Source organism: Verrucomicrobia bacterium CG1_02_43_26, assembly GCA_001872735.1.
Lineage (GTDB): Bacteria > Verrucomicrobiota > Verrucomicrobiia > Opitutales > CG1-02-43-26 > CG1-02-43-26.
In genome coordinates this window covers 13,240-32,692 of record MNWT01000007.1, presented here as the reverse complement: position 1 = coordinate 32,692, position 19,453 = coordinate 13,240, and the positions used below count along the sequence as shown (strand labels likewise).

The window sequence follows — 19,453 nt, the reverse complement described above, 5'->3', positions numbered from 1 at the left end:
GATTATCAATATCCATATAAATGCTGCAGGCTTGTGCTACCTCATAATTTAATCAAAAGTGAGAATAAAATAACTAAAAAAATGACTTAAATAGCGGTTATTTTTCTCTCCTACGGTGGATTGTACTTTATTTAGCTAACGAACGGGTTGTATTTAGTAAATTTTCCACAAAAAATATTGAAATAATAAAAAGTGCCCTGTAATTGACATATAAAGGTTTTTTGGTTTAATGTAACCTTTATACTCTGACCCACTACTCTTTTCATGCCGTTACCTGTTATAGTCGCATGCCTTTTCGTATTTTTGATGGTGTTATCACCCGTCATTGTAAATGCGTTTTCCCCAGCAGCGAATGCTTATAACACTCAGGATATCTTTACGGATATTCATCATTGGGAACAAACTACGGGTTTGACAGAAAAGGAGCTCTTAATATTGCAAAAGGACTATAGCGAATGGTCCAAGCTCGTTGAGGGCGAAGATCTTTCACCCGAAGCACAAGTACAGATAGATAAGCTTTTTGATATCTGGCAACCTCTCGCACATAAGGGAGGTCTGGAAATTTCAGAATTGGAGGAGCTCTCACAGGTCGAGTTTAAGTAAAACTTGGCCGGTAGACAATGTGCTCAAATACTTCCATGTAGCGAATCTGAGTCTGCGTAATGATATCTAAAGGCAACGAGGGTATAGGGGGTTTTGTGCTCCACCCAAGGGATAACAAATAATTACGAATAATCTGTTTATCAAAGCCGGTAGGCAGGTTACTGGTCTCATAATCTTTCTTGAGCCAGAAGCGCGATGAGTCTGGCGTAAACGCTTCATCTATTAAGTAGAGCTGATTTGCCTCATCAACCCCAAACTCCATCTTGGCATCCGCAAGAATGAAGTGAGACTCCTCTATTCGTTGGGATGCGTTTTTAAAGAGCGCTATACTTTTTTCTTTTACTTGCGAAAACAGATCTTCCCCCAGGAGATCTGCCGCTTGCTCGTGGTAAAGGGGTTCATCATGGCCTTTTTTTGCTTTTGTTGTGGGGGTAACGGCTGGCTCCGGAAGGGCATCGAACTCTTTCATGCCATTGGGTAATTCCATATCCCACAATCGATCCGTATCCTGATAATTTCTCCAAGCATTCCCAGCTAGATATCCACGCACAATAGATTCGATTGGCAACGGCTTGAGTTTTTTAACAATCATACTTCTCTTATACAACTCGGGGTAATCCGCTAAAACTGCTAGCAGTCGCTTATTATGGTTGGGAACGATATGGTTCGGAACAACGTCCTTAAGATAATCAAACCAAAAGAGGCTCATTTGTGTCAAAATAATGCCCTTGCCGGGTATGCCTTCGTGGAGAATAACATCAAATGCAGACACCCGATCCGTGGCAATCATAAGAAGTTCCTCGCCTAGATCGTAAAGCTCGCGTACTTTCCCCGAGCCTAAATGTTTATATGGTAGCTTTGGAACGCGTAGGAGGGCTTCTTTGGGAAATGAAAAATCGTTGGGGTCTTTGATAAACATGTCTTATACATTTGTAAGAAATCTGACAAAAATGAATCCATTGGGTTGCATTATACATTATTACAGTTATAATCATTTCCTTTAGCAAATATAATTTATGTCCATCCAACAAAACGCCTTAGAGGGAATATTATTAATAGACAAGCCAAGTGGGATAACCTCCCATGATGTCGTCGATCGCGTGAGAAAAAAGCTCAAGATGAAGCGTATCGGGCACGCAGGCACATTAGACCCTTTAGCAACGGGCTTGCTGGTCATCCTTGTGGGTAAGGCTACAAAGGCTTCTCAATATTTAATGAATTTGGACAAAGAATACGAAGCTACCATGAAATTGGGCGAAGTAACCGATTCCCATGACGCGGATGGTGTCGTCACCCTAACTCGCCCCATACCTGAATTAACAGAAGAGAGCACAAAAGATTTGATGACCGGTTTCCTGGGCGACCAATACCAAATTCCGCCTATGTTCTCCGCCAAAAAAGTCAATGGCGTTCCTTTATATAAAATGGCTCGGCAGGGTAAGGTCATCGAACGGGAGCCTAGATTTATTACGGTCTATAAGTTTGAATTACTCGATTTTGCGCTCCCTCTGGTATCCTTTCGCCTCAAATGTAGTAAAGGAACTTATGTGCGAACCATTGCGCACGACTTAGGTGAAAAGATCGGTTGCGGTTCCCATTTAACGCAATTGCGTCGAACCACAATATCACATTTGGACGTGACGAATGCTTGTACGTTAGATAAGCTGGAGGAATTAAGCCTCACCGAAATTAAAGATATCTTGATTCCGGTCATAAAAGCGATCCCTCCAACAACTGTCATATGAGCAAAGAAGAAGAAGCGATTTTAGCGCAGCTGGGCAACCGTCCTATCCATCTTGCAATTGGTATTTTTGATGGTGTTCATAACGGGCACCAAAATATTATCTGGAGAGCGCTCGAGGATAGCCGTTCCGATCAGGGAATTACTGCGGTAATGACATTCTCCCCCCACCCCAGCAGGGTAATTCCAGGAAGAGCCCCTACTCCCCTCATTTACCCGACTGAAGTGAATGAAGAGCTCATGAGAGCAAATGGCGCCGAGTTAATCATACAACAAACGTTTTCAAAGGAATTTTCAGATATGCCCGCGGAGGAGTTTGTAACGTATCTCATCAACTCCCCTCTTTTAAAACATTTAAAGTACATTTACGTCGGTGAGGGTTTTAAATTTGGCCATCATCGAAAAGGGGATACGGAAATGCTCTCCAATCTCGCCCTGGAACAGGGTGTTAAGGTCATCGTTTGCCCTAAGGTAGAAGTAAATGGTCAGGTGGCTAGCAGCACCTTGATTCGTGAAAAACTCAAAGAGGGCAAGCTCGAGGAAGCAAATGAACTCTTAGGCTACACCTATTTCTCAATCGGCGAGGTCGTTGAGGGAAAACACAGAGGAACCGAGGAGCTCGATACCCCAACGCTAAATATTCATTGGGAACCTGAACTACAACCCAAGTACGGTGTCTATGTCGTTCAAATCGAAGTGGAACGCGAGGATGGCATTCATGCATTTGCAGGTGTCGCTAATTATGGAGTACGTCCCACATTTCATGAGCATGAAAAAATGCCCACACTAGAAGTGCATTGCTTATCGCCTAATGATATTACTTATGATGATGTCGTCTACGTGCGCTGGCATAAATTTTTGCGGCCCGAGAAGGAATTTGATAGCCCTGAGGCGTTAAAAAAACAAATACAATTGGACATAAAAGCCGCCATTGCGCATTTTTCAGATGATCCTAATTTTAGCGTAGAATGACCATTCCTTTTATCGTCACTTGCCTGATTTTTTTGATCGGCTTTATTGGTTCTTTCTTACCTGTCTTACCAGGCACAGCCATTGTTTTGGCTGGAATTGTAATGCATAAATTATGGGTTCCGGAACACTCCGTTTCCTGGACGTTTGTGATCGTTGCTACGGTATTGACGATTCTTGCTCAAGTGTTGGATTGGCTTTGCGCTTACTGGGGTGCCAGAAAATTTGGCGGTTCTTGGAAGGGCGGCCTGGGTGCATTTCTAGGCATATTAATCGGCCCTTTTGTATTGTCTCCCTTTTTAGGTGTAGGCGTGCTCATGGGGATCATCATAGGTCCAGTCATCGGCGCAATCGTAGGTGAACTGCTCGGAGGAAATCATATCCATAAAGCTACCAAAGCTGGCTTTGGCACCATTATCGGTGGAATCGTTTCTTTTGTCCTCAAGCTAGGTATTTCAGCTTTTATGATCGGCTATTTTTTGGTGAGCTATTGGAGTTTGTCTTAATCAAACAATAAGTAAATAAGCTATGAACAGAGTAAAAGGTAAAATTGCATTGATCGCGGGCGGCAGCCGGGGTATCGGCGCTGAAACGGCTCGTTTGCTTTCAAATGAGGGTGCTTATGTCATTATTGGCGATATCCTCGATAACGAGGGTGAACAGTTAGCCAAGGAGATCAATGGAGAATACCACCACTTGGACGTTGCTTCTGAGGAGGATTGGTTATCCTTGGTTAAAAAATTGAGGGCCTCACATGGGCGTATTGATATTTTGTTTAACAACGCCGCCATCATAGGCCTCAATGAAGATATCGGCCCGCAAGATCCCGAGCACACAAGTTTTGCAGCATGGAAGCAAATTCATCAAATCAACTTAGATGGGGTCTTTCTGGGCTGCAAATATGGTATTAATTTAATGAAGGAAAGGGGAGGCTCGATTATTAATATGTCCTCCCGGTCCGGTATCGTTGGCGTGCCCGGAGCCGCTGCCTACGCTTCTAGCAAGGCAGCCGTACGTAACCATACCAAAACAGTCGCTTTGTACTGCGCGCAAATGGGGTACAACATTCGTTGTAACTCTCTACATCCGGGCGCTATTCTTACGGCCATGTGGGATACTATGCTTGGGTCGAATGAGGAAGAGCGTAAACATAGGATTGCTAAAATTGCCGAGGGTATACCGCTGGGGCATATGGGGGAACCGATTGATGTCGCTTATGCCGTCTTATATCTGGCTTCAGATGAGTCTAAATACGTTACCGGCATAGAGTTGACAATGGATGGCGGAATTCTAGCGGGCAGCAGCGCCACGCCTGGAAAATGAGAAATTATTTATAAGTTGATCGGTAGTTAACCTTTCCATACACTGTAAATTGGTATGCAAGATGATGTCATTAATATCGCGCTTTATTTGCGGGCGCAGGCAAATAAAAATCCGCATACTTGCGCTTTGATGGCCCCCATCGAGGGCACATTCTCATTTCTCACCCGTCCTGTTTATATTAGGAAGACTTTTGCGGAACTGGAGGAAGAATCAAATGGTGTCGCGCACATACTCCAACGAAAGGGTATAAAAAGAGGTAACCGCGTCTTATTAATGGTTAGGCCGGGCATAAATCTAATCGTCATCGCCTTCGCTTTATTTAAAATCGGGGCTGTTCCCGTAATCATGGATCCGGGAATGGGGGTAAAGAATTTCCTTTCTTGTATCCAAAAAACAAATATAGATGCCTTAATTGGCGTACCGCTAGCCCATCGTTTAAGTCGTATCTTTTTTCCTTATTTTAAAAATGTACACACACGAGTAGTCGTCCGCTCAGGCGGTTTCTCGCGTGAGATTAAAAAACGGGGCTTATTTAGGGACTTTCCGCTCGCTCAAACCAAGCGAAATGAGTTGGCTGCCATATTATACACGTCTGGCTCAACGGGAGCTCCCAAGGGCGTCTGCTACGAACATGGCATGTTTGATTCCCAAATCCGCATGATTCGCGACTTCTACGGCATACAACCAGGTGAGGTAGATATGCCCATGTTGCCCATCTTTGCTTTATTCAATCCCGCTCTTGGAATGACAACTGTTATTCCTAAAATGAACCCCAGCAAACCGGCTCAAGTCAAACCAGAACTCATCGTACAGAGCATTCTCGATAACAATATCACTAATACGTTTGGCTCTCCGGCTATCTGGCACAAGATTACAGAGTATTGCGCAAAGAATGAAATCAAACTGCCTTCTATTCGCAGAATTTTAATGGCAGGCGCACCTGTCTCAGATGCGTTAATGGAACGCACCCAAGACCTTCTACCTGGCGGCGTTGTCTACAGCCCATATGGCGCCACTGAAGCTTTACCGGTCACTTCGATCGAAGCTGTCGCTAGAAAATTAGCTAAACGGCAAGGTCTCGTGGGTAAGGGCACTTGCGTGGGCAAAGCACTACCGGGAATGGAAATACGTATCATTCGTGTATCCGATGATTTAATACAGGGGCTTTCGGATGATTTAATTCTCCCGAAGGGTGAAGTGGGGGAAATCATAGTACGTGGGCCTACGGTTACTCGAGAATACTACCATCTTGCCCAAGAAACCGCCTTTGCTAAAATAAAGGATGGCCAAACGTTCTGGCACCGTATGGGCGATATCGGCTACTTGGATAAAAATGATAATTTATGGTTCTGCGGTCGTCGCGTGGAACGGGTTGTCAATGGGGATAAAACCTACTACACAGACTGTTGTGAAAGCATTTTCAACCAACATGAACACGTTTACCGAAGCGCCTTAATTGGCTTAGGCCCAAGCGAACAGGCAACGCCTGCGATTGTCATAGAGCCACATCCTCAATTCTATCCTCAAAACAGGGAAGAGGAAACTGCATTTAAGAGGGCCTTGTTAGACTTAGCTAAGCAAAATGAGGTCACACAGGACATCGATCAACTCTTCTTTTACAAAAGTTTTCCCGTAGATGTCCGTCATAATGCTAAAATACATCGTCTAACGCTCGCACATCATTTTAACAAAAAATTAAAACCCATAAACGTGTGAGGGTGCTTATTACAGGAGGTGGTGGCTTTCTTGGCAGATACATCGTAAATATGCTGCTGGATCTTGGCTACGAGGTAAACATTCTCGGGCGCTCTCCTCAACCGGATTTAGAAAAGAGGGGCGCTCGCTTTTTTCAGGGCGATATCGCAAATAAAGCAATTGTTTTAGAGGCGTCCAAGGGCACCGAGGCCATTTTTCACGTTGCCGCTAAAGCCGGTATCTGGGGCTCCTGGAAGGATTATTACGAGGTTAACGTTGTCGGTACAAAAAATGTCATTGAGGCTTGTAAGGCAAATCAGGTTTCTTATCTGGTTTATACGAGCACCCCAAGCGTCGTCTTTAATAGACAAGCATTTCGTGGGGATGATGAGTCTCTGCCTTATGGGCAAAATTGGCTGTGCCATTACGCCCACACCAAGGCAATTGCAGAGAAAATGGTGCTCGATAGTAATGATCAAGCCGGTTTAAAAACAATTGCGCTTAGGCCTCATTTAATCTGGGGCGTAGGCGACAACCATCTCGTCCCGCGTATCCTTTCTCAAGCACGAAGGGGCAAATTAAGGATAATTGGCATGGGTGATAATAAAGTGGACATCACACATGTCTCCAACGCCGCGCATGCCCACTTTTTAGCTCTGAATGCATTAATAGATAATCAGGTCTCGGGTAAGGCTTATTTCATCTCTCAGGGCGAGCCCGTCAATCTCTGGGATTGGGTTAATACTTTATTAGAACGTTTTGATATTCCTAGACTCCATAAAAAAATATCCTTTGATGCCGCCTTCTTTATAGGCGCCCTATTGGAAGGGGTTCACAAAATCGTTCCTGCCTTAGGCGAACCGCGTATGACGCGTTTCATCGCCACGGAACTCTCCAAGGATCATTACTTTGATATATCCGCCGCTAAGTACGATTTAGGTTACCAGCCCATCGTCTCCACCGAAGCGGGTCTAGATGAGCTGGTAAAAAATCTGAAAATCTAATTCGATTAACTTTTTGTGGCTGTTTTTTCCTTCTGCAGTCGCTTGGCAACTTCAGTAATCAAGCCGGACATCGATTGCTTTTTCGATTCCAAATCCACCGGTATGCCAATCTCTCGCATCGTGGCAGTTGTAATCGGTCCAATACTACAAGCCAATGGCTTTTTTGCTTTTGGGCTAAGTTGTAATGACCCTGCTTGCTCCGCAAAGGACTTCGCAGCCGAAGAACTGGCAAACAATATGGCATCCGCGCCTTTTTTACGAAAATCTTCGGCTATCGGGTTGTTTACTAAATTCGTTTTTTCGGTCTGGTAAACCTGCAAGGTGTCCACAATCGCCCGACCTTCTTCTTCTAGTTTTTTCACCAAAACGTCTCGATTCATATTACCGGTAACAACCAGTATTTTGAGATTATCCAACGTTTCCCAACCGAGAATTTCATCTGCCAACGCTTCCGCAACCGCTTGCTCCGGCAATATATCAACTTCTAATTTATAGCGTTCTATTTCAGCAGCTGTCGCGGCTCCTATACACGCAATACGCACGCCTCCTAAGCAGCGTATGTCTTTAAAGCGTTTAAAGAAAAAGTGAAAAAAGGAGCGTACGCCGTTTGTACTGGTAAATACAATCATTTCATACCCACCCAATTCTGTAAAAACATCGTCCATAACATCCGGATCACAAAAATCGGTAACATTAATTAATGGTAACTCAAGGACTTCCGCACCTAGGGCTTCTAACTGTGCTCGCGTGCTCGCGGACTGATTTTTAGAACGGGTGATAACAATTCGTTTCCCTGCCAAGGAAGAAGATGCATGTTTAGCCGCTTTTATGTCAGCGCTGGGCACAATCTCATAATCAATCCCTTCTTTATCCAGGTATTCATATAAATTTTGCACTTCTTTACTCCCTTCTTGTGCCACGTAAACAATTGCCTTATCTTTGGCAATCGCCTCGGCTACCGTCGTCTGAATATCTAAATTCGGGTAAACCTGTACTTGCTCTGCAGCAGGACGACACCAAATATTCAAGCACGTGTGCCCGGGAGCCTCGTAGTATAATAGATCGCAGGATTCTATCACATCACGCGCCTTAACGGTAAGGTGATCCATGCTCTCAGTCTTTGTTTCAATACAATATAAGGGTTTTGAATTTGTCATAAGATCTATTCTTTATGCTAGTTTTTCGTGGCATTCAGATCAATAAAATTCAAGCAACCTTGATTTGTAATTGGCATTCTTAAGCCAATTTGCCTATAATAAGGGTAAGACCAATCGTCTCACAGAACTCATTATTTTTATGGACCCTCGATTTCAGGAACTCGCCAAAGTGCTCACCGGTTTCTCTACCAAAATTAAAAAGGGGGAAAACGTTCTCATTCACGCATTTGATGTGCCGGACAAATTTGTAGCCGCTCTCATTAATGCCGTGCGCGCAAGGGGAGCTGAGCCGTTTGTCCAAATTGATCACGCAAAGGTAAGTCGTGCTCTGTATAAAGATGCCAATGCCGCTCAAATAAAGACGCTGGCAGACTACGAGCTTTTTCGCATGAAGAAAATGCAGGCCTACATTGCTGTGCGTGGCTCAGATAACATTTTTGAATTCTCCGATGTCCCGGCAGACAAAATGTCTATCCTTAACAAGGGAATGAAGCCCGTCATGGATTATAGAGTCGGCAAAACAAAATGGGTCGTCCTACGCTGGCCTTCTCCCGCAATGGCACAACAATCTCTCATGAGTACTGAAGCCTTTGAAGACTTTTTCTTCCGTGTCTGCACAATGGACTATGCTCGCATGATCCCTGGCATGAATGCGCTTAAAAAGTTAATGATGTCCACGGATAAGGTTCACATCAAGGGCCCAGGCACCGATTTGCGTTTCTCTATTAAGGGAATCCCCGCGATCGAGTGCGGTGGCGAATTTAACATCCCCGATGGCGAGGTCTTCACCGCGCCTATCAAGGACAGCATCGAGGGCGAACTGAGCTATAACGCACCCACAGTCTACCAGGGCTCTTCTTTTGATAACGTTCGTTTCGTTTTCAAAAAGGGTAAAATTGTAGAGGCTACTTCCAGTAACACCCAGCGCTTAAATGAAATTTTAGATTCAGACAAGGGCGCGCGTTACATCGGTGAATTCGCCATCGGTTTTAACCCCCATGTTAAAGAGCCTATGCGTGATATTTTATTCGATGAAAAAATCGCCGGCTCCTTCCACTTCACGCCTGGCCAGGCCTACGAGATCGCCGACAACGGAAATCGTTCTCAAGTCCACTGGGATCTCGTGTGCATCCAAAGACCTGAATACGGTGGCGGTGAAATCTATTTTGATGGAAAACTCATTCGCAAGGATGGGCTATTTATTCCTAAATCATTACACAAGTTAAACCCAGATTACCTCCTTTCTAAAAAGTAATACTATGGAATCACCTTACTTATACCACATGCCCGCAAACATTGCAGACTTCCTTAAAAATCTGCCTAAAACAGAAACGCGTATCAGCATCGAGGGTTCCGTCCCTTGGAGTTTGATCAAAAAGGCAGCGCCTAAGAAATACGCTATCCCTCCCGCAAGTTGGACTCAGGGCTACCGCTATAGCAGCTACACAGAATTCGAACAAACCCTTTCAGAAATTAATAAGGCTTATTTCACAAGTCCTGAACGTTACCATGAAGCGGCAAACGAGATTTTCAAGGAAAAGGAGCAGCAAAATGTGCGCTATATCGAGGTCGGAATCGATGTCGCTAACTTAAAAGAAGCTGGCTTAGATGGCCGTGCGGTTGCTTCCGCCATCCGTGCCGCCACTCCCGTAAATGTCGCGGTTCGCATATTTCTCGATCTCGAGCGTTCTGTTGATATCGAAAACATGGAGGATTATCTAGATGACAGCCTTATTTGGCCCCACCTCAATGGTTATATTTTTAATGGTAACGATTTAAGAATTGAGCAGGACTGGGCAAAGCGGTTCATCGAAAAGGGTCACGATCATGGTAAATTCTTTAAAGCTATTGCTGGTGAGGTAGATGGCCCGGAAAGCATTATCCCGATCATTGAGGAGTTTTCGATCAATCGCATCGTACATGGCATCACCGCTATCGAAGATCCGGAGGTCGTTCGCTTTTTAATCGATAATGAAATCGCGCTAGATATGTCCCCTATCGCCAATGTAAAGTTAAATGTCATTCGCACACTCGCAGAACATCCTATCAGGCCGTTGTACGACCAGGGCGTCACTTGCCTTGTCAGCACAGATAGAAGTTTCTGCTTCGGTAATTCGCTTATGGATGAATACGCTGGCCTTATCCAGGAACTCGACTTCAACTGCGGCGAAATTGCCGACCTTGTTAAACGCGCTTTTCAAGTTGCTCTTTTAGATGATAAACGACGAAATAGTATTATCAAAGAAATCGATTCATTAAAATCTTCCGCCATGAAAGAAAATGCAGGAAAGTAATCTCGTACAATTTATCGTTCCGGAGGAAATTAAACAGGCTCGCGCAGATAAGCTTCTTGCTCAGTTTTTCCCGGAATATAGCCGCACTCAGATCCAAAGGGTCTTCGATAATAAAGAGGTTTTCCTTCAAGGGATGCCTATTGAGCGTAAACAGGCTGTTAATTCAGGGGATGAGCTTACGTTCACAAAGCCGGAGGCTAAGGTTACTTCGCTTACCCCTACCGATATCCCTCTGGATATTATCTTTGAGGACGAATTCATCATAGCGGTTAACAAAGCTCCCGGAATCGTCATTCACCCGGGAAATGCCACAGGCGATGATACTCTCGTTCATGCTTTATTGCACCACACCCAGGGTAATTTAAGCATGTCTTCTGGAGAACTCAGGCCGGGCGTTGTACATCGTCTAGACAAAGAAACATCCGGTATCATTTTGTTTACCAAACAGGACAAAGCTTACCTGGATTTAATCAAACAGTTTTCCTCTCGTGAAGTAAAAAAGGAATACTTGGCTCTCGTCCTGGGTTGCCCTGGGCTAGAAGGTGGCAGCATTAAGGTAGCGATCGATCGCCACCCTATTCACCGAGTAAAAATGACTGTCCCGCCTACGGGTAAGGGCAAGGAAGCTCATACAGATTGGGCCATCGAAGAACGTATTGGGAAAATAGCCGCACTGGTTCGCTGCTGGCTACACACGGGTAGAACACACCAGATTCGTGTTCACTTAAGCCACCTTGGCTTTCCTATTATGGGAGACCGCCAATACGGCTATAATGCCAATAGACTCAAATTACCGGAAGCTCCTCGTGTGCTTTTACACGCGGAAAAAATTTCTTTTACCCATCCTGAAACTCAGAAAAAAATTGAGCTAAAGGCTCCTTTGCCTCAGGACTTTAAAGACTATCTAGACCTTCTGCGTCAACATAGTTCTCGCTAATCCATATCGCAAATTATGGTACGAGTGCGTATACCCCGCTCTACCATAATACAAGCATACAGAAAGCATAATTGTCAACGCAGTAGGCATCACGTCTGCCCTCGGGTGCGGTAGATGCGGTACTTCGTAGCGCTCTTTAAGCTTCATGCGGGATAACGATCGCTGCAATGCTTTAAGTTTTTCAAAGGAAACATAGGACTCCGTCTCATCTATCATCAAACGCGCAACACTAAAAGCACCTCCGCAGCCTATAAACATGGTATCACTGGAAAACTGAAACGCTTCATCATCTAGCTTCTCATAGATAGCTAATTTAATTTTCTCTTGCGTCTCCACGAGCAGCGCTTGGCTAGGGTCTTCCACAAAATGGTTCATGAGTCGAACAGCTCCTAGGGGGAGACTGCAGGTTCTTGCAATTCTTGTATCTTTATAATGAATACACTCTAAACTTCCACCCCCTAAATCGACCGCGAAGAAATCTCCGCCGTGTGCTATATGCGGGTCCGCAATAATCCCTTCAGCCACATACATAGCCTCTTCTTCTCCGGAAAGGACTTGTAGATCATATCCGGTTGCGTTTTTCAGTAACAGTAAAAATTCGTTTTGGTTCTCGGCTTCTCGTATCGCGCTTGTGCCAACGATCTTAATCGGATCACAATCGTAGTTTTTAGCGCTTTGAATCAACCCCGCTATACTTTCAATAGCATCCTGCATTGGCTTTTCTTCGAGCATGCTCCCTTTGGGAAATAACCGCACATCGCACACTTCTTTAAACAGGCTGCCCATTTCATTAGCAACGAGCAATTTAATCGTATTGCTACCAATGTCTATTACGCCGACATTTCTCATATACTTATAATGTATATGTTTCTGGCGCAAAGAGAACCACAAATTCTCCTTTTTTACTCCGGGCGTTAAATGCTTCTACAACTTCAGAGGCTTTACCGACCAAAAAGGTCTCATGGCGTTTTGTAATCTCCCTTGCCACACAAATAGTCCTCTCCGGCCCAAGCTCTTCCAGCAAATCTGCCAAACACTTATCTATCCGGTGAGACGATTCATATAAAATAACCGTATGGGGAAAATTTTTATATTCTTGAAAAAAGCGTTTACGGGCTGCCGTCTTTGGCTGCAAAAAGCCAACAAATAAAAACGCGTTCGTGGGTAACCCGGAAGCACATAAAGCGGATAAAAAGGCGGATGGCCCAGGAATCGGTATAACAGTCAACCCTTCTCGCCTACATTCTCGAATCACGCGAAACCCAGGATCGCTCAGCGCTGGTGTACCGGCATCAGAAACTAATACAATCTTCTCCCCTGCTTTTATTTTATCAAGAAGAAAGGGCGTTTGTTTATGCTCATTTTCTTCCCGATACGAAATCATGGGCTTTTGTATGTTCAGCTGATCCAGCAAAAACTTAGAAACACGGGTATCCTCACACGCTACCAGATCGCATTCCTGAAAAACCGCCTTCAATCGATCAGACATGTCCCCAAGGTTGCCGATTGGCGTTGCCGCAACATACAAGCAACCACCCTTATCAGAACCTTCAGAAGAACCAGCCATCGCCTTACATTCCTAGTCCCGGCATGCCACCTTCCCAGCTCGCGGGCCTGGACCATGGCATCTTAGAGCTAGAACGATCTTTACTTCCGCAACCACCAAGACTAAACGCCACGATTGCTATCAAAGTTAAATTTATAAGTGTCTTGATTTTCATTATATTACAAATATATACAGGGGCAATTATACCACAATTGCCCCTGCTGTCAAACCTTTGAAAAGTCTAGTTTATCGCTCAATTCAAGCAAACTCACTTAACATTATAGCCACCATGCCAGTCATTTACCGTATCAACAATAGCTTCCCATGCAAAGTCCCATCCCTCTTTTTTGGGCTGGCCAGGAGTAGGGTTAGCATCTATCAACCCTTGCACAATCTTAACTTCTCGCTCCGTTAATTTTTTGTTATCTTTCAGAAGATCTTCTTCCAGCATAGATGCCATATTTGCCATATTCCAGTGATACTGTTTCCAGCTTTGCTTCACATCACTCCAAGTAAAGTTTTGTAAACAAATATCTACAAAAGTCTTCCCGTCTTTGTTGCGAATAAGCATGAGTTCCGAAAATAGCTTTTCATCCGCAATACCAGTATCTGGATTAATTAGACAATAGAACATGCGATTGACTTCGATTGCAAGCGCATCAGCTGTATTTTGATTTCCACTTACATTCTTGGCTAAGATATGAAGAATATTCTCCCCAGTATCGCCAGTTTCAGTATATAATTGTACAATCTCACGACGAGTAATACTTTTCTGATCGGCTAAGGAACCTTGAATTTTCCCTATATTACGGAAATCATCCTTTATTAATTTATGTACTTCATTTATGAAGTCACTTTTCTTGATGGTTTTCTGCACATAACCATCAACAAGCTGCTTTGCCGCCTTCATTGAATCGATTCTATGACTTGAATTCCCTAAACTTATCCTACCACTAAACATAACACTTTCTTGGATTAATTTTTATTAATCCAAGAAAAGTAAACCTAATACAGTACAAGGTCAAGCATAAAACTAAAGGAATATAAAATTTACCCTAAACCGGATTATATGCATAGAGATTATTATAAAACGGAGTATAAGCAGTCTTCGTCACTTTTTTATCCGGATTCGCAGCCATATGCTCTAGCAGCTTAAAGACGGTTTCGGTCTTCTCCTTAGCTCCAATTTGCTCTGCGATCACTTCTGCACTAAAGGTCTGTTTAGGGTGATTCGTTAAAAAGCTCGTCACTTTCTTCTGTAGTTCAATCGTATTGGCCGCAGCTTTTTTACCTGCTTCAACTCCAGGTTGATGATATGCATTTATCCCGACTAATGAGGCATAAAATCCAACTGCCCTTTCGTATAACGCAATCAACGCTCCCACAGTAAACGGTGAAACATCATTTACGGTTACCGTAATAGATTCTCTATCTTTGTCAGATAACGCTTCCCGCGTCCCTAGCATAAACCCGTGCAGATAATCTCCGGTAGTCACACCGGGTTCCATCTCTATCGACTTATTTTGGCGATCTTTTAAAACTTCTATAAACGTGACATAAAAATTATTCACACCATCGCGCAATTGTTGAACATAGGCATGCTGGTCCGTAGAGCCTTTATTTCCGTAAACGGCTATCCCTTGGTGAACCACATTACCATTGAGGTCTTTCTCTTTACCGAGGGACTCCATCACCAACTGCTGCAAATACTTTGAAAACAGCTTCAAGCGGTCTTTGTAGGGGAGAATAACCATATCCTTCAATCCTTTACCTCCTGTAGCATGGTACCACATAAGGGCTAGCAATGCAGCTGGGTTCTTTTTGGTATCTTGTATGCGGGTCGCCTGATCCATCATCTTGGCTCCTTCCAACATATTTTTGATATCGATCCCTTGTAGTGCCGCAGGCAAAAGGCCTACCGCTGAAAGCTCGCTTGTTCGGCCACCTACCCAGTCCCACAAAGCAAAACAGGTTATCCAACCGGAATCTTTCGCAAACTTATCTAGCTTACTGCCTTCACCTGTCACGGCTACCGCGTGTTTAGTAAAATCTAGCCCCGCGCGGGTATACGCTTCTCTCATTTCTTCCATCCCGTTATGGGTCTCGGTTGTACCGCCGGACTTGGATATCACGATCACCAAGGTCTCCCCTAGCTTTCCGTCTAGCTGTGATAATACTAAATCAATTCCGTCCGGGTCGGTATTATCAATAAAGTAGGGTTTCATCTGGTTTGTCTTGGGGTCAGTAAACGCATCTGCCACAAACTGTGGTCCTAGGGCGGATCCCCCTATTCCCACAACAACGATATTCTGAAACGGCCCTTTCTGGCCAATAATCTTACCCGCGTGCACTTCGGCGGCAAAGCTGCTTATTTTATCTAAATTCTCATCGATTGCTAACATGATATCCGCAGTAGGCGCAAGCTCTGAGTCCCTCAGCCAATAATGCCCAACCATGCGTTGCTCATCCGGGTTGGCAATGCCGCCGCGCTCGAGCGCTTCCATGCTCTTGTATGCTTTTTGCATCTCAACTTCCATCTCTTTGAGATAGGTGTCTTTAAAATTAATCCGGCTAACGTCTATACTAAACCCAACCGCGGGGACTTCGCAGTAATATTCCTTAAATCGTTTCCAGTCCATAACTTCTTTTCCTACTTGGGTTTGTGAAAATGCCATTGTGCTAATACTTAGGGTTACAATACTTATAATGACGTTTATTTTTCGCATGTGAAGGTAAATGTTGAGGTTTTTTTAAAAATTTAGCTAAATAGGGTTAAGCTGTCTGTAATGAGCAATATAAACTTAAACAAGTATTCTGAATGGAGTTCAATCTCAAAAACGTACTGAGAGCTTTGCTTTTTTCTACTTCTGATGTTCTCAGTATTCGAGATATCCAGGATGTCATCATGCGTTTCCAGGCCGAGGAAAAAAAGCCTCAGGTCATTCCGGAATCCGATGATGGTACTCAACAAACCATGAATACCATCATCAATCAAGTTCCCGCGCTTATTACTGCTACTCAAATTCGTGAGGCACTCGATCAAATGGCTCAAGAATATATAGACAAAGCTTCCGTCTATCGTGTTTTAAAGGATCACGATGGCTACCGGCTCGTCATCGCACCCGAATACTCCGAATGGGTACGTGCTTTGCGTAAAGAACCCAAGCCGTTGCGTCTTAGCCAATCACTTTTAGAAACACTGGCCATCATCGCCTATCGTCAACCCACAACGCGCGCGGAAATGGAGGCTATTCGCGGGGTCGCCGTGGATAACGCCATCAATAAGCTTTTAGAGCTGGAACTTGTCAAGGTTCTCGGGCGTGCGGATCTCCCGGGCAGGCCCATGCAATACGGTACCACAGATACTTTCTTGGAGCTTTGCGGCCTGCGTGAATTAGGAGAGCTTCCTGCCTCAGATGTCCTCTCGCCTCAAAAAATCAGTGCTTGGCTAAACAAGGAGGACGAGGAACACCCGCTTTCAGATAGCGATGTCGGTCTCGCTGATGAATCAGAGGAGGAATCATCAGATAATACTGATCCCGAAAATCCAAAAAATTAATTTCACTAGAGATGGACCTAGACGACTGCAGAAAGAAAATAGATGAGGTTGACCACCAAATTGTAGACTTATTAAATGAGCGTCTCCTTGTCACAAAGGAGGTAGGCAAAATTAAGCAGAATCTTAATGAGGAGTTTTACGTCCCTGAGCGCGAAAAAAAGATTTTCGAAAAATTAGAGGCATTTAATAAGGGCCCGCTAACGAATAAATCGCTTAGGGCTATTTTTAGAGAAGTCATCTCCGCTGGCATCGCCAACCAAAAGCCACTCACCATCGCTTACTTCGGTCCGGAAGGCACGTTCACCCACCAAGCCGCCGTTACCAATTTCGGTTCTTCGGTCTCATACGTTCCTTACCGAAGTATCCAAAACGTTTTCGTTGCCGTAGAGAAAAGTGAGGCGGATTACGGGGTCGTCCCCATAGAAAATTCTACCGATGGAGCCATCACCCACTCGCTTGATCAACTGTCTGCATCTAATCTTAAGATCATCGCGCAAGTCCTTCAAAAAATTGATCTTTGTCTCATCAGTCAATCCGCCTTCAATGATATTAAAAGGGTCTATTCTATTCGCTATGCTTTAGCGCAATGCCAGGAATGGCTCACGCGAAATCTTCCACATGCCGAACTACTAGAAGCCACGAGCACCACCCACGCAATCGAGCTTGCAAAGGCATCTGATGATTCAGCAGCCGTTGCGGGCAAACTAGCTAGCACGTTATACGATGCCCCTGTAGTGGCTGAGGGAATACAAGATCTTAAGGATAATTGTACTCGTTTTCTTATCATAGCTAAAAATGTACCGGGTGGCTCCACCGAGGGGGATTTTCGTACCAGCATCACCCTTACAACCAAGCATGAGCATGGCAGTCTCAGCAAAATCTTAAAGATATTTGCGGATGAATCGATCAATTTGCTTCAAATTGAATCTAGGCCTATCCGTGGTAAGCTCTGGGAATACGCTTTCTTTATCGATATAGAAGGCCATTGGCTCAATCATAACGTAGCGCAAGCTATAGAAAAGGTTACTCCATTGACCACTTCTATCAAATGGCTGGGTAGCTATCCTGCTTAACTCCATGCAAATAAAAATACGTGTCATCCCCAATGCCTCTAGAACGCAAGTTGTGGGCTGGCTCGAGGACTCACTTAAAATCAAGGTGCAAGCTCCTCCGGAGGGTGGCCGCGCCAATGTGGCTATCATTAAATGCCTTTCAAAGGTGCTCGATGTACCGGCCAGAACGATCGAGATCCTCAAGGGCGAAACTAGTCAAAATAAGCTCGTCTGTATTCAAAATTTTTCTTTAGAAGAACTGCTTAAACGTTTCCCCAAGGACTAATCTCAGTTACAGCAAGCCTACACGAGCTTCCTATAATACCAAATCGCTAACCCTAACATAATCAGATTAGGTAACCACGCCGCAAGCACGGGCACAATCAATCCTTGCGCCCCTAGCACATCGCTTATGCTCTCTATTATATAATACAGAAAAAACAACAACGCTGCTTTGGAGACGCTCACTAGCGGGTTCGTCCTCACGGATCCTACTGCCAAGGGCACTGCGATTCCCACAACCACCAGGCAAACAAAGGGGCTTGCCATAATATTATAATACCGAACGGCATAACGGCTCATCTGCGGATTATGCTCCGGTGGCACTTTATCGAGCAACGCGCCTATTTCTAAAATAGAAAGGTCTTCGGGCAAGCGGCTTAGGTTCACCATCACTTCCGGGCTTTCTTTCAAATCTTCAAATACTTTTTTATCAAATAGAATAGACCTTATCGGCTCTTCTGTTCCTTGTGCAAATAGTAGCTCTCGTCCGTCTATAAAGTGCCATTGCTTATCTTGTTCATCAAAATAAGCTTCCCTTGCCATGATTCTTTTTTGCTCCAAACCATAGGCGTCTCGTACATAAACATTCACGCCGTAGCCTTGGTAGGTATATTCACTAAATCGATTTATCACCCATAAATGGCCGTTTTGCGGGTTATCAAAGGCTAGGTTTTCAATGATCCCTACGTCTTCTCGCTCCTGCGCTTCTTTTACAAAGCGTAAATTCTTCTTATATCCTTGCGAACGTTCCACGCTCCAGGGCACTAGCTGCGCGTTTAAATAAAATAATACTCCTGTTAGCACTATCCCAACAAACCACAGAGAACGGGATATCTGAAGGATGCTCATTCCCATCGCGCGCATCGCCACGATCTCTTGATTGCGGTGCAAATTGCCGAGTAAAAATAACAGGGAAACGAGGAGGGAAACCGGCACCACTAAGGGCAAAAACCCGGGTATTAGGAGCGCGTAATAGCGCAACACCCCCAATAAACCTACCTCATATCGCATCAACTCAGGTAAGCTCGAATATATATCTTCAAGCAACAATATCCCCAGGGTAGCTGTTAATGAAATCCCAAAGACTTTCACCCACTCAACAAATATATATCGGTCTAATAATCGCATCGCCTCCCTACAAAAAAGCAACAAGCGCTTCGCTTGGCAAGACAACTCCACTTTACTGGGCTAGTTTAAAAAAACTTTCACCCTTTAAATGGTGCGGGCAGACGGAATCGAACCGACGACACTAGCTTGGAAGGCTAAGGTTTTACCGCTAAACTATGCCCGC

20 protein-coding genes and 1 tRNA gene are annotated in these 19,453 nt (G+C 44.4%); 13 read left to right on the top strand and 8 right to left on the bottom strand.

The window, feature by feature from the left end; translation table 11 throughout:
* Positions 1-306: 306 nt before the first annotated feature.
* A complete protein-coding gene (locus AUJ82_03550) occupies positions 307-603 on the top strand; it encodes a hypothetical protein (protein ID OIO60199.1) in 297 nt (98 codons plus the stop codon).
* Here the strand turns inward: AUJ82_03550 and AUJ82_03545 are convergent.
* A complete protein-coding gene (locus tag AUJ82_03545) occupies positions 596-1,522 on the bottom strand; it encodes a phosphoribosylaminoimidazolesuccinocarboxamide synthase (GenBank protein ID OIO60198.1) in 927 nt (308 codons plus the stop codon). The two genes, AUJ82_03550 and AUJ82_03545, sit on opposite strands and share 8 nt — an antisense overlap.
* A gap of 97 nt (positions 1,523-1,619) precedes the next feature.
* Here AUJ82_03545 and AUJ82_03540 point away from each other — a divergent pair, with 97 nt between their 5' ends.
* Genes AUJ82_03540 through AUJ82_03515 form a run of 6 tightly spaced genes read left to right on the top strand, consistent with a single transcriptional unit; the run spans position 1,620 to position 7,335 of the window.
* Positions 1,620-2,348, top strand: coding sequence for a tRNA pseudouridine(55) synthase TruB (locus AUJ82_03540; GenBank protein ID OIO60197.1), 729 nt, complete (start codon positions 1,620-1,622; stop codon positions 2,346-2,348).
* Entirely contained in the window at positions 2,345-3,316 is a 972-nt protein-coding gene (locus AUJ82_03535) for a riboflavin biosynthesis protein RibF (GenBank protein ID OIO60196.1), read from the top strand. The genes AUJ82_03540 and AUJ82_03535 overlap by 4 nt, the downstream gene beginning before the upstream one ends.
* A complete protein-coding gene (locus AUJ82_03530; GenBank protein OIO60195.1) occupies positions 3,313-3,819 on the top strand; it encodes a hypothetical protein in 507 nt (168 codons plus the stop codon). The genes AUJ82_03535 and AUJ82_03530 overlap by 4 nt, the downstream gene beginning before the upstream one ends.
* Before the next feature lie 22 nt (positions 3,820-3,841).
* Positions 3,842-4,636, top strand: coding sequence for a short-chain dehydrogenase (locus tag AUJ82_03525; GenBank protein OIO60194.1), 795 nt, complete (start codon positions 3,842-3,844; stop codon positions 4,634-4,636).
* A gap of 54 nt (positions 4,637-4,690) precedes the next feature.
* Positions 4,691-6,352, top strand: coding sequence for a hypothetical protein (locus AUJ82_03520; GenBank protein ID OIO60193.1), 1,662 nt, complete (start codon positions 4,691-4,693; stop codon positions 6,350-6,352).
* A complete protein-coding gene (locus AUJ82_03515; protein ID OIO60192.1) occupies positions 6,349-7,335 on the top strand; it encodes a 3-beta hydroxysteroid dehydrogenase in 987 nt (328 codons plus the stop codon). The genes AUJ82_03520 and AUJ82_03515 overlap by 4 nt, the downstream gene beginning before the upstream one ends.
* 5 nt (positions 7,336-7,340) lie before the next feature.
* On the opposite strand, the gene AUJ82_03510 is transcribed toward AUJ82_03515, so the two are convergent.
* Positions 7,341-8,444, bottom strand: a complete 1,104-nt coding sequence (locus AUJ82_03510; GenBank protein ID OIO60191.1) for a hypothetical protein — start codon at positions 8,442-8,444, stop codon at positions 7,341-7,343.
* A gap of 181 nt (positions 8,445-8,625) precedes the next feature.
* Between AUJ82_03510 and AUJ82_03505 the strand changes: the two genes are divergently transcribed.
* The 3 genes from AUJ82_03505 to AUJ82_03495 are packed head-to-tail and all read left to right on the top strand — an operon-like array spanning position 8,626 to position 11,723.
* Positions 8,626-9,747 (top strand): aminopeptidase, encoded by a 1,122-nt coding sequence (locus AUJ82_03505; protein OIO60226.1) that lies wholly within the window; start codon positions 8,626-8,628, stop codon positions 9,745-9,747.
* 4 nt (positions 9,748-9,751) lie between these two features.
* The gene (locus AUJ82_03500) at positions 9,752-10,786 is read left to right on the top strand and encodes a hypothetical protein (protein ID OIO60190.1); all 1,035 of its coding nucleotides are present in this window, start codon (positions 9,752-9,754) and stop codon (positions 10,784-10,786) included.
* Positions 10,773-11,723, top strand: a complete 951-nt coding sequence (locus tag AUJ82_03495) for a hypothetical protein (GenBank protein ID OIO60189.1) — start codon at positions 10,773-10,775, stop codon at positions 11,721-11,723. The genes AUJ82_03500 and AUJ82_03495 overlap by 14 nt, the downstream gene beginning before the upstream one ends.
* Here the strand turns inward: AUJ82_03495 and AUJ82_03490 are convergent.
* The 4 genes from AUJ82_03490 to pgi all read right to left on the bottom strand — a co-directional run bounded on the left by AUJ82_03490 (position 11,691) and on the right by pgi (position 15,944).
* A complete protein-coding gene (locus AUJ82_03490) occupies positions 11,691-12,572 on the bottom strand; it encodes a hypothetical protein (protein OIO60188.1) in 882 nt (293 codons plus the stop codon). The genes AUJ82_03495 and AUJ82_03490 overlap by 33 nt on opposite strands.
* Positions 12,573-12,576: 4 nt before the next feature.
* The gene (locus tag AUJ82_03485) at positions 12,577-13,290 is read right to left on the bottom strand and encodes a 16S rRNA (cytidine(1402)-2'-O)-methyltransferase (protein OIO60187.1); all 714 of its coding nucleotides are present in this window, start codon (positions 13,288-13,290) and stop codon (positions 12,577-12,579) included.
* A gap of 247 nt (positions 13,291-13,537) precedes the next feature.
* The gene (locus tag AUJ82_03480) at positions 13,538-14,179 is read right to left on the bottom strand and encodes a hypothetical protein (protein ID OIO60186.1); all 642 of its coding nucleotides are present in this window, start codon (positions 14,177-14,179) and stop codon (positions 13,538-13,540) included.
* A gap of 145 nt (positions 14,180-14,324) precedes the next feature.
* A complete protein-coding gene (gene pgi / locus AUJ82_03475) occupies positions 14,325-15,944 on the bottom strand; it encodes a glucose-6-phosphate isomerase (GenBank protein OIO60185.1) in 1,620 nt (539 codons plus the stop codon).
* A gap of 143 nt (positions 15,945-16,087) precedes the next feature.
* Between pgi and AUJ82_03470 the strand changes: the two genes are divergently transcribed.
* From AUJ82_03470 to AUJ82_03460, 3 genes are read left to right on the top strand one after another with little or no spacing between them, the layout of a single operon-like run.
* Positions 16,088-16,828 (top strand): SMC-Scp complex subunit ScpB, encoded by a 741-nt coding sequence (locus tag AUJ82_03470; protein OIO60184.1) that lies wholly within the window; start codon positions 16,088-16,090, stop codon positions 16,826-16,828.
* A gap of 11 nt (positions 16,829-16,839) precedes the next feature.
* Positions 16,840-17,901 carry a chorismate mutase gene (locus AUJ82_03465; protein ID OIO60183.1) on the top strand — a complete coding sequence of 354 codons (1,062 nt, stop codon included), beginning with the start codon at positions 16,840-16,842 and terminating at the stop codon, positions 17,899-17,901.
* A gap of 4 nt (positions 17,902-17,905) precedes the next feature.
* Positions 17,906-18,166, top strand: a complete 261-nt coding sequence (locus tag AUJ82_03460) for a hypothetical protein (GenBank protein OIO60182.1) — start codon at positions 17,906-17,908, stop codon at positions 18,164-18,166.
* Between the two features lie 17 nt (positions 18,167-18,183).
* On the opposite strand, the gene AUJ82_03455 is transcribed toward AUJ82_03460, so the two are convergent.
* Positions 18,184-19,290, bottom strand: coding sequence for a hypothetical protein (locus AUJ82_03455; protein OIO60225.1), 1,107 nt, complete (start codon positions 19,288-19,290; stop codon positions 18,184-18,186).
* A gap of 89 nt (positions 19,291-19,379) precedes the next feature.
* Positions 19,380-19,453, bottom strand: a tRNA-Gly gene (locus AUJ82_03450).

Bases quoted from the DNA above. Each gene is read 5' to 3' on its own strand.
- AUJ82_03470 (OIO60184.1), top strand. From the start codon at position 16,088: ATGGAGTTCAATCTCAAAAACGTACTGAGAGCTTTGCTTTTTTCTACT.
- AUJ82_03530 (OIO60195.1), top strand. From the start codon at position 3,313: ATGACCATTCCTTTTATCGTCACTTGCCTGATTTTTTTGATCGGCTTT.
- AUJ82_03455 (OIO60225.1), bottom strand. From the start codon at position 19,290: ATGCGATTATTAGACCGATATATATTTGTTGAGTGGGTGAAAGTCTTT.
- AUJ82_03540 (OIO60197.1), top strand. From the start codon at position 1,620: ATGTCCATCCAACAAAACGCCTTAGAGGGAATATTATTAATAGACAAG.
- AUJ82_03535 (OIO60196.1), top strand. From the start codon at position 2,345: ATGAGCAAAGAAGAAGAAGCGATTTTAGCGCAGCTGGGCAACCGTCCT.
- AUJ82_03495 (OIO60189.1), top strand. From the start codon at position 10,773: ATGCAGGAAAGTAATCTCGTACAATTTATCGTTCCGGAGGAAATTAAA.
- pgi (OIO60185.1), bottom strand. From the start codon at position 15,944: ATGGCATTTTCACAAACCCAAGTAGGAAAAGAAGTTATGGACTGGAAA.
- AUJ82_03480 (OIO60186.1), bottom strand. From the start codon at position 14,179: ATGAAGGCGGCAAAGCAGCTTGTTGATGGTTATGTGCAGAAAACCATC.
- AUJ82_03545 (OIO60198.1), bottom strand. From the start codon at position 1,522: ATGTTTATCAAAGACCCCAACGATTTTTCATTTCCCAAAGAAGCCCTC.
- AUJ82_03500 (OIO60190.1), top strand. From the start codon at position 9,752: ATGGAATCACCTTACTTATACCACATGCCCGCAAACATTGCAGACTTC.
- AUJ82_03465 (OIO60183.1), top strand. From the start codon at position 16,840: ATGGACCTAGACGACTGCAGAAAGAAAATAGATGAGGTTGACCACCAA.
- AUJ82_03520 (OIO60193.1), top strand. From the start codon at position 4,691: ATGCAAGATGATGTCATTAATATCGCGCTTTATTTGCGGGCGCAGGCA.
- AUJ82_03550 (OIO60199.1), top strand. From the start codon at position 307: ATGGTGTTATCACCCGTCATTGTAAATGCGTTTTCCCCAGCAGCGAAT.
- AUJ82_03485 (OIO60187.1), bottom strand. From the start codon at position 13,290: ATGGCTGGTTCTTCTGAAGGTTCTGATAAGGGTGGTTGCTTGTATGTT.
- AUJ82_03525 (OIO60194.1), top strand. From the start codon at position 3,842: ATGAACAGAGTAAAAGGTAAAATTGCATTGATCGCGGGCGGCAGCCGG.
- AUJ82_03490 (OIO60188.1), bottom strand. From the start codon at position 12,572: ATGAGAAATGTCGGCGTAATAGACATTGGTAGCAATACGATTAAATTG.
- AUJ82_03510 (OIO60191.1), bottom strand. From the start codon at position 8,444: ATGGATCACCTTACCGTTAAGGCGCGTGATGTGATAGAATCCTGCGAT.
- AUJ82_03460 (OIO60182.1), top strand. From the start codon at position 17,906: ATGCAAATAAAAATACGTGTCATCCCCAATGCCTCTAGAACGCAAGTT.